Here is a 12,676-nt window from a genome sequence, read left to right on the forward strand (position 1 = left end):
TCGCGGCACCGCACCAGTTGGTTACACCAACTGGCCGAACCTTGTTCGAAACGCGACCCGGCTCAACCCAGCGCACGCTCGTACGCCTTGATCAACGCCGCCTGCGAATTGCCCCAGGCGAGTGGTCCGCGCACGCGTTCCCGGCCGAGCTTTCCCATGCGTTCCCGCTGCTCCGGGTCGTCCATGAGCACCGCGACGAGCTTCGCGAACTCCGCGATGTCGTTGGCCGGCGCGTACAACGCGGCCTCGCCCGCGGACACCCGCGCCTCGCGCAACTCGAACGACACCATCGGTTTGCCCATGGCCATGTATTCCATGACCTTGTTCATTGTCGACACGTCGTTGAGCGGGTTCAGCGGATCCGGCGAAAGGCACACGTCGGCCGCGGACAAATAGCGCAGCAGATCCTCATCCGACACCCGCCCGGTGAATTCCACCTGACTGGACAAGCCGAGCTGATGCGACAACACGACCATCTCGTCGAACGTGTCGCCCGCGCCGACGAAGACCGCGTGCCAGTCGTCGCGGCCGATCTCGTCGCGCAGGGCGGCGAGCGCGCGCAGGGCGTAGTCCACGCCGTCCTGCGGGCCCATCACACCGAGGTAGCAGAGCAGATTTGGCTTGCCCCGCTTGAGTTCCGCCTCGACGGGCACCTCGTGGAACCGCTCCACGACCGGCGCGCTGCGGACCACGAACACGTCCTCAGGCCGCTTGCCGCCGCGGATCCGCGCGACCTGGCGGTAGCTCTCGTTGGTCGCGATCACGACATCCGCCGCGCGATAGGTGGAGCGTTCCAACGCACAAACGCCGCGGTAAAGGAAATCCTGCCCACGGTCGAAGCGCGACAAATACAGTTCCGGGACAAGGTCGTGCTGATCGAAAATGAACTTCGCGCCCCGTCTTCGCAGCATCCGGGCGACGAGGAAGAGCAGATCCGGCGGATTGCAGGCGTGCACGACGTCGACCGGGCCGATCTTGCGCGCGAGCTGGAACGTGTGCCACAGCGCGGATCCGTACTCGCGCGCGTACCCGGCGGGCCCGCCGGTAGCCGCCCGCAGCGGATACCGGTGGATGTGCACGCCGTCGAGCACGACCTCGGCCTCGGTGTCCCGTTTCGTGCCCTGCGGGCAGATCACGTGCACCGTCATCCCGGCGTCGCGCAGCGTCTGGCATTCCTGCCACACCCGCCGGTCGAACGGCACCGACAGATTCTCCACGAGAATCAGCGCGATCCGGCCCCGCAGGATTTCGTTTTCGGAAAAGCCTTCACCAGGCAAGGCCGACGTACCCCTCTTCCGCCCGGCGCGCGGCGGCGTCCGGGACGCGGACCAGATCGACCAGCACCGGCCCGCTGCCGTGCGGCAGGGCAGCCAGCACCTCCGGGTCCGAGGTGCCGATCAAGCACACCTCGGCGTGGTCCAGCACCTCCTGCACCGACCCGGCGAGCAGCTGGCCGAGGTGCGGCAGCCTGCTTTCGATGTACTCGCGGTTGGCCCCCATCAGCCGCGACAGGCTGACGTTGGCGTCGTGGATCTTGAGGTCGTATCCCTTGCCGAGCAACCGTTCCGCGAGTTCGACCAGCGGACTCTCGCGCAGGTCGTCGGTACCCGGTTTGAAGGAAAGCCCGAACAGCCCGACCTTGCGTTTCCCGGTCCGCGCGACCAGCTCGAACGCCCGGTGCAGATGTTCGGCGTTCGAGGGCAGCACGTGCGCGAGCAACGGCACCGAGACGTCCGCCTGCCGCGCCGCGTAAACCAGCCCGCGCAGATCCTTCGGCAGGCACGAGCCGCCGAACGCGAACCCGGGCCGCAGGTATGCCGGACTGATATTGAGCTTCCGGTCGGCCAGGAAGACGTCCATCACCTGGTGCGAATCGAGCCCGAGCGCACGGCAGATCGCGCCGAGTTCGTTCGCGAACCCGATCTTGACGCCGTGGAAAGCGTTGTCCGCGTACTTCGTCATCTCCGCGACTGGAATCGGCACCCGGAACACGTCGCCGGGCAGCCCCTCGTAAAGCCGCGCCACGACGTCGCCGCTGCCCGGATCGAACTCGCCGATCACCGTTTTCGGCGGCTGGAAGAAGTCGCGGACACTGGTGCCCTCGCGCAGGAATTCCGGGTTCACCGCGACCCCGAAGTCGACCCCCGCGGTACCGCCGCTGTGCTTTTCCAAGATCGGGATCAGCAACCCGAGACAGGTGCCCGGCAGCATCGTGCTCCGGAAGACGACCGTGTGCCGGGTTTCGCTCTTTCGCTCTTTGAGCGCCTCGCCGATCTGCTCGGCGACGCGCTGCAGATACTCGGTGGAAAGACTGCCGTTAGGCGCCGACGGCGTACCGACGCACACCAGGGAAACGTCCGTCGCCGCGATCGCCTCGGCCACCTCGGTGGTCGCCCGCAGCGCCCCGGAAGCGACCACCTCCGCGGTCAGCTCCCCGATCCGTTCCTCGACCACCGGTGCCTTGCCGGCTTTCACGAGATCCACCTTCGCCGGATTGACGTCCACTCCGACGACCTCGTGCCCTTGTCCCGCCAGGCAAGCCGCGGACACGCACCCGACGTATCCCAGCCCGAAGACGCTGATCTTCACAACGAAACCTCCGCCCGACCGCTCGCTGCTCATTGGTCGGAGCGCGGCGGGGCTTCGTTACCGGTTCCGCATAACAAGGCGGGAACCCTGTGTCGCCAAGGATTCCCGCCTTGCGCCGCCCACCGGACCGGCGGTTACCCCATCCGGCCGCATCGGCCGGGGAATTTGCCGACCGTTATCCGGAAAGGGCAGTGAATGCCTCCCGGAGCTTCGGAAAATTCAGTTTCCGCCCACGAACTCGGAAGCCAACTTCTGGCCGGTGTCCGTGGCCGCTTGGTGATCTTCGATCGGGTTCACGGTCGAGTCCTTGAAGCACACGTAGGTGACGCCGGAGTCGACGCCGCCGTTCTTCGGGTCCGGGTTGATGCCGAGAGCGTTGGCCGTCGCGTAGGAGGCTTCGCCGATGATCTTGTCCGGGCCGGTGTCGCCGATAACCGCGTATTCGATCTTGCCGTTGTAGATCACCGCGCAGGAGCCGCCGCCATTGAGGCCGGAGTTTTGGTAGTTCCAGATCGGGCTGGAGCTGGGGACGACGATGTACGGGAGTTCGGCGGCGTTGAGGGGCTGGCCGTCGGATTGGGGGAAGGCGGTTTCGGGGAGGAAGCAGCAGTCGGTGTTTTCGTTGCACTGGTCGGTGCGCTGGCCGTCGCAGTCGATGTCCATGTCGGCTTTCCAGAAGACTGCTTTGCCCGCGTCGCAGACGGGGATGGTGGCGGAGGGGGAGTCTTCGTCGGTTTTGTATTTGCCGGTGGAGGTTTGGGTGCAGGTGGTGAGTTTGGAGAGGAGTTGGTCTGCGGTCGGGGGTGCGGCCGGAGCTGTGGCTGGGGTTGCCGCCGGGGGTGCCGCTGAGGCGACTGCTGCCGGGAGTAGGGCGGTGGTGATTGCCAGGATGGCTAGGAAGAGGAGTTTCCGCATCGACGCTCCCTGTTTATTAGGAAACTTTCCTTATGGCGGCGTGCGGGTCAGGATGCTGGCGGTTGGTTGTCTGCGCAATCCGCCGAAGGTGGGGGATTTTCTGGCTCGTCGCCTGGCGGCGACATTGCGCCCAAGGGTTGTGGGGGCACCCCGAAGCCTGATTGTGATGACGGTCTGAGGGTGCTTGTCAAGGCGGGAAAGATGCCTTGACAAGCACCCTCAGACCGCATTGGGGCTTCGTATCGGGGTGCGGGGGTGGGTCTGGGTGCCGGGCCGGCTGAGTGCATCGGTGGCGGTTCGGGTCGTCCGTGAAGGACTCCTTGAGGGAATCCAAGTCCGTGAAGGGGCCCCTCACAGCCTCCGGCGACAGTAGCGGGTCGTGAGGGGAACCCTGACGGAATCAGAGTCCGTGAAGGTGGCCCTCACGGACGGGCATCCCGGGGTCAGCGGCGGGGGCGGGCCATCCAGGGGCCGGTCCATCGCCTTGATTTTCGGCTCACTGCTTCTGCCCAGCGAGGGTTCAGGTCCGACCGGATCTCCGTCCGGGAACGCACCAGGGCGGCACCTCGGACGCTGCCTACGTTCGCGTACACCCGGGTGGCACCGGCCTCGCGCAAATGTGTCAAGACTCGACGGTCGAAGCGGCCCTCTGGCAACGAGAATCGCCGTACTGGGGTTCCGCTCAGTTCTTCCAGCAGCCTTGGCGCCTCGTCCAACTCCCGGCGCACTGCGAACGAACCGTCCAGGCGGCGCCAGTCGAAGCGGTCCCAGCCGTGTGAGCCGACGTGCATTCCCGCGTCTACCAACTGCCGTAGGCCGTCGCGGTTTACGTAGCCTCGTTCGCCTACTCGGCCGGCCAGTGGGAAGAACTCGGCGTACAGCCCGCGCTCAATCAGCCTTGGCAGTGCGATCTCTACGTCCGACGAGTTCCCGTCGTCGAAGGTGAGGCGTGCGCCGCTTCTCGAAACGACGTCCAGTAGGGCGTCGAACTGCTCCACGGTGATCCACCGCTCGTCCTCGCCTGGGTCGAGGGCCCGTTGGGGCTTGCCAATGCCGTGCACCGCGAAGGTGATCATCCGAGCCTCCCGTCCGACGTACCGTACCCGATTAATCGGATTAGCAAACGGAGTAGTTACCGGTGCCGATCCCATGGTCAACAGGGGACTTCCGGCCCAGGAGAAAAACTTCCGCAGGAAAATCGGAATACGTCCACACCTGTAGACAACATTCTACTTCACACTTTCGGGTGAAGATTCAGTGCATCCGCTGATAGTGGCGCCGGGCCTTCTCGCGGTTTCCGCAAGTCGCCATCGAGCACCAGCGGGCGCGGTTGGCTCGACTGCGGTCCAAAAGGAACAGTTGGCACTCGTCGTTGGCACAGGCTCGTAGCCGGCCGGGGAGATCCTTTTCGATCGCCGCCCAATCCAGTACCGCGTCCACGGCCAGCCGCGCGTGCGACTGCGCCTCGACCTCCCAGCGAAGCCCGTCCGCAGAAAGCTCCGGGACCTGGCGCGCCCCGTCGAGCAGCGGACGCAACACCACCGGTGAGCTGTCGCCGCGCACGACGTCTCGCAGGAGATCTCGCGCCTGACGCAGCAGCTCCAGCTCCGCGCCGCTCCCGTCGCCACCGTGGTCGAGCGCCCACTGCCGGTCGAGTGCGTCCTGTTCCTCGCCGTTGATCAGCGGCCTGCTGTTGAGCAGGTCGAGCACGTCCATGGAGGCTCCTAACCAGACTGGGACCTTTGACAGGTTAGCTCGTCCATGCTTCCATGGCGAACACCTAACCGGATAAAAACTTTGAAGGGGTTAGTCATGATCCATCATCGGACTGCGACGGTCGACGGGCACGAGATCTTCTACCGGGAGGCAGGGCCTGCCGACGCACCGGCGATCGTCCTGCTGCACGGGTATCCGACCAGCTCGTTCATGTTCCGGAACCTCATCCCGCTGCTGGCCGACCGCTACCGCGTGATCGCGCCGGACCACCTCGGCTTCGGGCGTTCCGCGGCACCTTCCGCAGACGAGTTCGGCTACACCTTCGAAGCCCTCGCCGACCTCACGTCCGGTCTACTCGACCAGCTCGGCCTCGATCGCTACGCGGTTTACGTCCAGGACTACGGCGCGCCGATCGCCTGGCGGCTCGCGCTCAAGCACCCGGGCCGGATTTCCGCGATCGTCACCCAGAACGGCAACGGGTACGAGGAAGGGTTCGTCGACTCCTTCTGGACCGGTCTCTGGGCCTACGGTGCCAACCCGGGCCCGGACACCGAGCCGCCCGTTCGCGCGGCGTTGAGCTACGACGCGATCCGCTGGCAGTACCTGCACGGGGTGCCCGACCCGAGCCTGGTCAGCCCGGACACCTGGGAGCACGACCACGCCCTGATTTCCCGTCCCGGCAACGACGAAATCCAGCTGGCGCTGTTCCGGGACTACCAGCACAACCGCCCGCTCTACCCGCTGCTGCACGAGTTCCTGCGCACCAACGAGGTCCCGGTGCTCGCGGTGTGGGGACGCAACGACGAGATCTTCGGCCCGGCCGGTGCGGAGGCCTTCGCCCGCGACGCGGCGGACGCCGAGGTCCACCTGATCGACGGCGGCCACTTCCTGCTGGAAAGCCACCTCGACGTCGTCGCGGGCTACCTGCGCGGCTTCCTCGGCCGGGTCCTGCAGTAAGAAATACCGACCCGGATCCGTGGCACAGCCCGGAAAATCGGCCGGTGCCCGACCCAGCAAAACCCCGCAGGACGCTCGTCGTCTCCGCCGTGCTCGTCCTCCTCGTCGCTGCCGTGGTGGTCTATGTGACGACCCGCCCGGACGGCGAACCCGTGGCGGAAACCGCGCCGAGCAGCCTGGTCAGCATTCCCGCGAGCCCGCCGAGCAGCACCGCCAAACCGGCCCCGCTCGACCCGGCGGGCTACCAAAAGCTCCTCACCGGCATCGGCACGGCGATCACCCCAGCGGTCCAGCAGCTCGAACAGGCCACCACCCCCACCGCCGTGCGCGACGCGGGCGCGAATCTCGGCACCGTGGTCGGCAAGGCCGTCGAACAGCTCTCCGCGGCCACTCCCCCGGACGCGATGCACAGCGCCCACCGCTCGCTGATCGCCGACCTCACCGGGCTCTACAACAGCTCCATCCCGAAGATCGTCAACGGCGCGACGGAAAACAAGCTGTGCGGCGGCAGTTCGGCCACCGCCGCGCTGAGCCGTGATCTGGGCGTCGCCGGCCTGCGGGACACCCTCTCGAAACTGACCAGCCCCTATCACCTCGGCCCGCTCTTCCCGGACGCCCGCCCGGACCCGAACCGCGGCGCGGCGAACGGGGCGGTCATCCTCGGTGCGGGCGGCGGCAAGAACACCGTCTCCGTCGACAACCGCTCCGGCACCGACCAGGCGGTGACGCTCGCCGACGGCCTGCACCCGGTGTTCACGGTGTACGTGAAAGCCGGGGCCACCGCGTCGGCGAGCGGCATCGCGGACGGCATCTACACCGCGTTCAGCACCGGCGGCACCGATTGGGACGCCGGCAACGGCCGCTTCACCCGCGACTGCTCATTCTCGAAATTCAGCCAGTCCGCCTCGATGAAGGACAACGGCTACACGCACACCAACCTTGACCTCACGGTGCACAAGATCGACCCGAGCGAACTGCCGTCCGGGCCGTTCCCGCCGCAGGCCGCGATCGAGCCCGCGGAGTACCCGCGCTGAGCTACTTGCGGATCTCCAGCGTGCAGCACTTCGGCCCGCCGCCTGCCTTCCGCAGTTCCGAGATGTCCACGTACACCGGCTCGTACCCGCGTTCGGCAAGCCGCGCACCGAGGTCGGTCGCCTCGACCGGCAGGACGACGTTGCGGCCGTCGGACACCCCGTTCAGCCCGAAGCATTCGGCGTCGGCCGCGGTGGCGAGGACGGCGTCCGGGAACATCCGGCGCAGCACGCGCTGCGAGCCCGGCGAGAACGCGTCCGGGTAGTAGACGATCTGCGCGGTCGCGGTGTCCGTGGCCTCGGCGAGGACGAACAGCGCGGTGTCCAGGTGGTAGTAGCGCGGGTCGATCAGCTGCAGCGACACGACCGGGACGCCGAGCACCTCCTGCGCCTCCGCGTGCGCGGCAGGGTCGGTGCGGAAGCCGGTGCCGGCCAGCAGCACCCGCCCGGTCCAGGCGAAGTCGCCTTCAGCCTCGTTGATTTTCTCCGGCATGGTCAGGTCGCGGTAGCCGTGTTCGAGGAACCAGCGGCGGAAGTGCTCCGCCTCGGCGGTGCGCTGCGGGGCACGGAAACGCGAGCCGAGCACGCGCCCGTCCACGACGGTGCCCGAGTTGGCCGCGAACACCATGTCCGGAAGGCCCGGCTGCGGGTCGATTTCCTCGACGGTGTGGCCGAGGCGGCGGTAGGTGTCGCGCAGCTCGGTCCACTGCGCGACGGCAACGTCGGCGCTGACCGGCTTCGAGGGGTCCATCCAGGGGTTGATCGCGTAGTCGACGGCGAAATAACGCGGCGGGCACATCAGGTAACGGCGGGGCGTCGGCACCCGCGGCGGCACAACCTCTCCCTGCATGCAACCAGGCTAAGGTGGACCTAATCTCGCAATCAATCGCTGTTCACTGCGCAAGTGCGTGCTAAACATTGCGTGTGAACACCATCGACCAGCGAATCGTTTCCTGCCTGGTGGCCAATGCCCGGTCAAGCTACGCGGAGATCGGCAAGGTGGTCGGGCTGTCCGCCCCGGCGGTGAAACGGCGCGTGGACCGGCTGCTGGAAACCGGCGTGCTGCGCGGGTTCACCGCGGTCGTCGACCCGGAGGCGCTCGGCTGGGGCACCGAGGCCTTCGTCGAGGTGCACTGCCAGGGCAACGTCACGCCCGGCCGGATCCGCGCCCGGCTAGAACCGCTGACCGAGGTCGTCGCCGCATACACGGTGTCCGGCGCGGCGGACGCGATCGTGCACCTGCGCGCCGCCGACATCCACCACCTGGAGACCGCGCTGGAACGGCTGCGCGGGCTGGAGATCATCGACCGGACGGTGTCGACGGTGGTGCTGTCCCGGCTGCTGGAGCGGCCGCCGACCCCGTCGTGAGTGCTAATCCCGGTTCTAACCGTGATCGCCACTCACGACCCTGCGATGCTGACCCGCATGACCGACCGCATCCACAGCGAGCACGACCAGGGCGTCGCGCTGCTCACCGTTGACGCCCCGAAGAGCCGTAACGCGCTCACCCTCGACCTCTCCGCCGAACTGGCCGCGGCGGTCGAGCGCGCCGAAGCTGACGAGAGCGTGCACGCGGTGATCGTTACTGGCGCACCGCCAGCGTTCTGCGCGGGCGCGGACCTCACCGCGCTCGGCAAGGCCGATGCCGAAGGCTTGCGCTCGGTGTACGCGGGATTCCTCGCCGTCGCCGGCTGCAGTCTGCCCACGATCGCCGCAGTCGGCGGGGCCGCTGTCGGCGCTGGTCTGAACCTCGCGCTGGCCGCCGACGTCCGCCTGGTGGGACCGCACGCCAAGTTCATCCCGCGCTTCCTCGAACTGGGCCTCCATCCGGGCGGCGGCATGACCTGGATGTCGCAGCGCATCCTCGGTCCGCAGCAGGCGGCCGCGATGGCGTTGTTCGGCGAAACCCTTACTGCGGAATCCGCGGTGAAAGCCGGGTTCGCGCTGCGTTTCGTCGACGGCGACCACGACGCATTGGTCCAGGCCGCCCGCGACCTCGCCGCCCCGACCGTCGCCGCGCCGCGCGAGGTCGTGCTGTCCACCAAGCGGACTATGCGGCACACGAGCGGGCTCACCGAGCACGCCGCGGCGGTCGACGCCGAACTCGTTCCACAGTTGGAATCGCTGGCCGCACCGGCATTCGCGCAGCGGCTGGCGGCGATGAAGGCGCGCATCAGCGGCCGCTGAGCCAGGCCGCGCACAAGTTCCCACATTCCGGGAACCCTCAACCTGGAGCGAGCTGCTGGTCAGCGCCGCGAAGGCGGCAAGAGACGCGCGTCACTCCGGGCGCGGGCCCGATTCGCCCTACGATCGAAGACACCCCGGTGGGCACTCGGCCTGGACACCCCACACTTGACCGCACTCCGACCGCGGCCAGTGGTGTGGCGAGTAACCTCGGAAGCAGGCCTCGGCGGGCTCCCCGGGGAGCCGACCCTGGCCCGCAGCACGCCGGGAGAGAGGGATTCCCTGACCCATGAGCACCAGTGCGAACGGCAGCGCGGCCGGGAACGGGCACGGCGCGCTGACCGCGTCCCGGTCCACCGAGGTGAACAAGCTGGACCGGGTGGTCATCCGGTTTGCCGGCGACTCGGGCGACGGGATGCAGCTGACCGGTGACCGGTTCACCTCGGAGGCGGCCGCCTTCGGGAACGACCTGTCGACCATGCCCAACTTCCCCGCCGAGATCCGGGCGCCGCAGGGCACCATCCCCGGCGTCTCGTCCTTCCAGGTGCACTTCGCCGACTACGACATCCTCACGCCGGGCGACCGGCCGGACGTGCTCGTCGCGATGAACCCCGCCGCGCTCAAGGCGAACGTGCGGGACGTCCCGCACGGCGGGACGATCATCCTCAACACCGACGAGTTCTCCAAGCGGAACCTGGTGAAGGTCGGCTACGAGACCGACCCGCTCGACGACGACTCGCTGTCGCCGTTCCAGGTGCACCGGGTCGCCATGTCGACTCTGACCCAGGGCGCGCTCGCCGACACCGGCCTCGGCAAGAAGGACGCCGAGCGCTGCAAGAACATGTTCGCGCTCGGCCTGCTGTCGTGGATGTACCACCGGCCGACCGAGGGCACCGAACGCTTCCTGCGCGAGAAGTTCGCGAAGAAGCCGGACATCGCCGAGGCCAACATCCTTGCCTTCCGGGCAGGCTGGAACTACGGCGAGACCACCGAATCGTTCGCGACCACCTTCGAGGTCGCGCCCGCGAAGCTGAACAAGGGCACCTACCGGCAGATCACCGGGAACACCGCGCTGGCGTACGGGATCGTCGCCGCCGGACAGCAGTCCGGGCTGCAGATCCTGCTCGGCACGTACCCGATCACCCCGGCCTCGGACGTGCTGCACGAGCTGTCCAAGCACAAGAACTACGGCATCATCACCTTCCAGGCGGAGGACGAGATCGCCGGCATCGGGGCCGCGCTCGGCGCGTCCTACGGCGGGGCGCTGGGCATCACGTCCACGTCCGGGCCGGGCGTCGCGCTGAAGTCGGAGACCATCGGCCTCGGCGTGATGACCGAACTGCCGCTGGTGATCATCGACGTGCAGCGCGGCGGGCCGTCCACCGGCCTTCCGACCAAGACCGAGCAGGCCGACCTGCTGCAGGCGATGTTCGGCCGCAACGGCGAATCGCCGGTGCCGATCGTCGCGCCGCTGTCGCCCGCCGACTGTTTCGACGCGGCGATCGAGGCCACCCGGATCGCGCTGAAGTACCGCACCCCGGTGCTGCTGCTGTCCGACGGCGCGATCGCCAACGGTTCCGAGCCGTGGCTGGTCCCGAACGTCGAGGACCTGCCGGATCTGCGGGTGGAGTTCGCCTCGGAAGCCAACTCCGACAACGGTTCCGGCGAGTTCTGGCCGTACGTGCGCGACCCCGAGACGCTCGCCCGCGCGTGGGCGATCCCGGGCACGCCAGGCCTGCAGCACCGCATCGGCGGGCTGGAGAAGGCCGACGGCACCGGCCACATCTCCTACGACCCGGACAACCACGACAAGATGGTGCGGCTGCGCCAGGCGAAGATCGACGGCATCGACGTGCCGGATCTGGAGGTCGACGACCCGTCCGGCGAGGCGCGCGTGCTGGCGCTGGGCTGGGGTTCGTCCTACGGCCCGATCGGCGCGGCCTGCCGCCGCGTGCGCAAGCTCGGGATGCCGATCGCGCAGGCGCATCTGCGGCACCTCAACCCGTTGCCGAAGAATCTCGGCGAGGTGCTCGCCCGCTACGACCGGGTCGTGGTCCCGGAGATGAACCTCGGCCAGCTCGCACTGCTGCTGCGGGCGAAGTACCTGGTGGACGTGCACTCGCACACCAAGGTCGCCGGCCTGCCGTTCAAGGCCGAGGAACTGCAGAACGTGTTCTCCGACATCATCGCCAACCTCGTTCCGGAGGGCGTCAAGTGACCGCCATCGATCTCGGGCTGCCGCAATTGGGCGGCATCGACCTGGTGCCGACCACCGACGAACCGCAGAAGGCCAAGGACTACAAGTCCGACCAGGAAGTGCGCTGGTGTCCCGGCTGCGGCGACTACGTGGTGCTCAACGCCGTGCAGTCGTTCCTGCCGACGCTCGGGCTCAAGCGCGAGAACATCGTCTTCATCTCGGGCATCGGCTGCTCGTCGCGATTCCCGTACTACCTCAACACCTACGGCATGCACTCGATCCACGGCCGCGCGCCGTCGATCGCCACCGGGCTCGCCACGACGCGGCCGGACCTGTCGGTGTGGGTCGTGACCGGTGACGGCGACGCGCTGTCGATCGGCGGCAACCACCTGATCCACGCGTTGCGGCGCAACGTGAACATCAAGATCCTGCTGTTCAACAACCGGATCTACGGGCTCACCAAGGGCCAGTACTCGCCCACCTCCGGGCAGGGCATGGTCACCAAGTCCACGCCGATGGGTTCGCTGGACACGCCGTTCAACCCGCTGTCGCTGGCGATCGGCGCGGAGGCGTCGTTCGTGGGCCGTGCGATGGACTCCGACCGCAAGGGCCTTACCGAAGTCCTTGAAGCGGCGGCGAAACACCGCGGTTCGGCCCTGGTGGAGATCTACCAGAACTGCCCGATCTTCAACGACGGCGCGTTCGATGTCTTGAAGGACAAGGACGAAGCCGCCTCCCGGCTGATCCCGCTGCGCACCGGCGAACCGATCCGCTTCGGCGCCGAAGGCGAGTACGGCGTCCGGCGCAGCGACTGGGGCGGCCTCGACGTCGGCAAGGTGGCCGAGATCGGCGAGGAAAACCTGGTGGTGCACGACCCGTCGATCGCGGACACGTCGTACGCCTTCGCGCTGTCCCGCCTCGGCGACCAGAACCTGAACCACGTCCCGACCGGCATCCTGCGTCAGGTCGAGCGCCCGACGTACGACGACGCCGCACGGGCTCAGGTCGAACAGGCCCGCGAGGCCCGGAAGCCGGACCTGCAGGGTCTGTTGCGCGGCAAGGACACCTGGACCGTCGCTTAGTCCAC

At 67.8% G+C, this 12,676-nt stretch carries 12 protein-coding genes; 6 read left to right on the forward strand and 6 right to left on the reverse strand.

The annotated features are described in order from the left end of the window. Window positions 1-62 precede the first annotated feature (62 nt). The 5 genes from ACFSVL_RS05930 to ACFSVL_RS05950 all read right to left on the reverse strand — a co-directional run bounded on the left by ACFSVL_RS05930 (window position 63) and on the right by ACFSVL_RS05950 (window position 5,220). Window positions 63-1,277: a glycosyltransferase family 4 protein gene (locus ACFSVL_RS05930; RefSeq protein ID WP_378301173.1), complete on the reverse strand. Its 1,215-nt coding sequence runs from the start codon at window positions 1,275-1,277 to the stop codon at window positions 63-65. Next, window positions 1,267-2,589: a nucleotide sugar dehydrogenase gene (locus ACFSVL_RS05935; RefSeq protein WP_378301175.1), complete on the reverse strand. Its 1,323-nt coding sequence runs from the start codon at window positions 2,587-2,589 to the stop codon at window positions 1,267-1,269. The genes ACFSVL_RS05930 and ACFSVL_RS05935 overlap by 11 nt, the downstream gene beginning before the upstream one ends. A 219-nt stretch (window positions 2,590-2,808) precedes the next feature. Next, window positions 2,809-3,504, reverse strand: a complete 696-nt coding sequence (locus ACFSVL_RS05940) for a glycoside hydrolase family 75 protein (protein WP_378301177.1) — start codon at window positions 3,502-3,504, stop codon at window positions 2,809-2,811. Between the two features lie 443 nt (window positions 3,505-3,947). Then, complete coding sequence (locus ACFSVL_RS05945; protein WP_378301179.1) at window positions 3,948-4,580, reverse strand: polysaccharide deacetylase family protein; 633 nt, start codon at window positions 4,578-4,580, stop codon at window positions 3,948-3,950. Window positions 4,581-4,758: 178 nt separating this feature from the next. Beyond that, a complete protein-coding gene (locus ACFSVL_RS05950; RefSeq protein WP_378301181.1) occupies window positions 4,759-5,220 on the reverse strand; it encodes a CGNR zinc finger domain-containing protein in 462 nt (153 codons plus the stop codon). A gap of 96 nt (window positions 5,221-5,316) precedes the next feature. On the opposite strand from ACFSVL_RS05950, the gene ACFSVL_RS05955 reads away from it, so the two are divergent. Together ACFSVL_RS05955 and ACFSVL_RS05960 are read left to right on the forward strand one after the other, a co-directional pair. Further along, complete coding sequence (locus ACFSVL_RS05955; protein ID WP_378301183.1) at window positions 5,317-6,177, forward strand: alpha/beta fold hydrolase; 861 nt, start codon at window positions 5,317-5,319, stop codon at window positions 6,175-6,177. A gap of 44 nt (window positions 6,178-6,221) precedes the next feature. After that, window positions 6,222-7,211 carry a hypothetical protein gene (locus tag ACFSVL_RS05960; RefSeq protein WP_378301185.1) on the forward strand — a complete coding sequence of 330 codons (990 nt, stop codon included), beginning with the start codon at window positions 6,222-6,224 and terminating at the stop codon, window positions 7,209-7,211. Between the two features lies 1 nt (window position 7,212). Here ACFSVL_RS05960 and ddaH read toward each other — a convergent pair whose 3' ends face one another. Continuing rightward, window positions 7,213-8,058: a dimethylargininase gene (ddaH, locus tag ACFSVL_RS05965; protein ID WP_378301187.1), complete on the reverse strand. Its 846-nt coding sequence runs from the start codon at window positions 8,056-8,058 to the stop codon at window positions 7,213-7,215. Between the two features lie 74 nt (window positions 8,059-8,132). On the opposite strand from ddaH, the gene ACFSVL_RS05970 reads away from it, so the two are divergent. From ACFSVL_RS05970 to ACFSVL_RS05985, 4 genes are all read left to right on the forward strand, one after another. Then, a complete protein-coding gene (locus tag ACFSVL_RS05970) occupies window positions 8,133-8,576 on the forward strand; it encodes an Lrp/AsnC family transcriptional regulator (protein WP_037712217.1) in 444 nt (147 codons plus the stop codon). Between the two features lie 57 nt (window positions 8,577-8,633). Beyond that, window positions 8,634-9,395: an enoyl-CoA hydratase gene (locus ACFSVL_RS05975; protein ID WP_378301189.1), complete on the forward strand. Its 762-nt coding sequence runs from the start codon at window positions 8,634-8,636 to the stop codon at window positions 9,393-9,395. A 286-nt stretch (window positions 9,396-9,681) separates the two neighbouring features. Then, the gene (locus ACFSVL_RS05980) at window positions 9,682-11,610 is read left to right on the forward strand and encodes a 2-oxoacid:acceptor oxidoreductase subunit alpha (RefSeq protein ID WP_378301191.1); all 1,929 of its coding nucleotides are present in this window, start codon (window positions 9,682-9,684) and stop codon (window positions 11,608-11,610) included. Further along, window positions 11,607-12,671, forward strand: a complete 1,065-nt coding sequence (locus ACFSVL_RS05985; RefSeq protein ID WP_378301193.1) for a 2-oxoacid:ferredoxin oxidoreductase subunit beta — start codon at window positions 11,607-11,609, stop codon at window positions 12,669-12,671. The genes ACFSVL_RS05980 and ACFSVL_RS05985 overlap by 4 nt, the downstream gene beginning before the upstream one ends. Window positions 12,672-12,676 lie beyond the last annotated feature (5 nt).

Source organism: Amycolatopsis silviterrae (assembly GCF_042684085.1).
GTDB lineage: Bacteria > Actinomycetota > Actinomycetes > Mycobacteriales > Pseudonocardiaceae > Amycolatopsis > Amycolatopsis silviterrae.

Excerpts from the sequence above, each read along its gene's own strand:
- ACFSVL_RS05940 (WP_378301177.1), bottom strand. The coding sequence starts at position 3,504 with ATGCGGAAACTCCTCTTCCTAGCCATCCTGGCAATCACCACCGCCCTA.
- ACFSVL_RS05945 (WP_378301179.1), bottom strand. The coding sequence starts at position 4,580 with ATGATCACCTTCGCGGTGCACGGCATTGGCAAGCCCCAACGGGCCCTC.
- ACFSVL_RS05950 (WP_378301181.1), bottom strand. The coding sequence starts at position 5,220 with ATGGACGTGCTCGACCTGCTCAACAGCAGGCCGCTGATCAACGGCGAG.
- ACFSVL_RS05955 (WP_378301183.1), top strand. The coding sequence starts at position 5,317 with ATGATCCATCATCGGACTGCGACGGTCGACGGGCACGAGATCTTCTAC.
- ddaH (WP_378301187.1), bottom strand. The coding sequence starts at position 8,058 with ATGCAGGGAGAGGTTGTGCCGCCGCGGGTGCCGACGCCCCGCCGTTAC.
- ACFSVL_RS05975 (WP_378301189.1), top strand. The coding sequence starts at position 8,634 with ATGACCGACCGCATCCACAGCGAGCACGACCAGGGCGTCGCGCTGCTC.
- ACFSVL_RS05980 (WP_378301191.1), top strand. The coding sequence starts at position 9,682 with ATGAGCACCAGTGCGAACGGCAGCGCGGCCGGGAACGGGCACGGCGCG.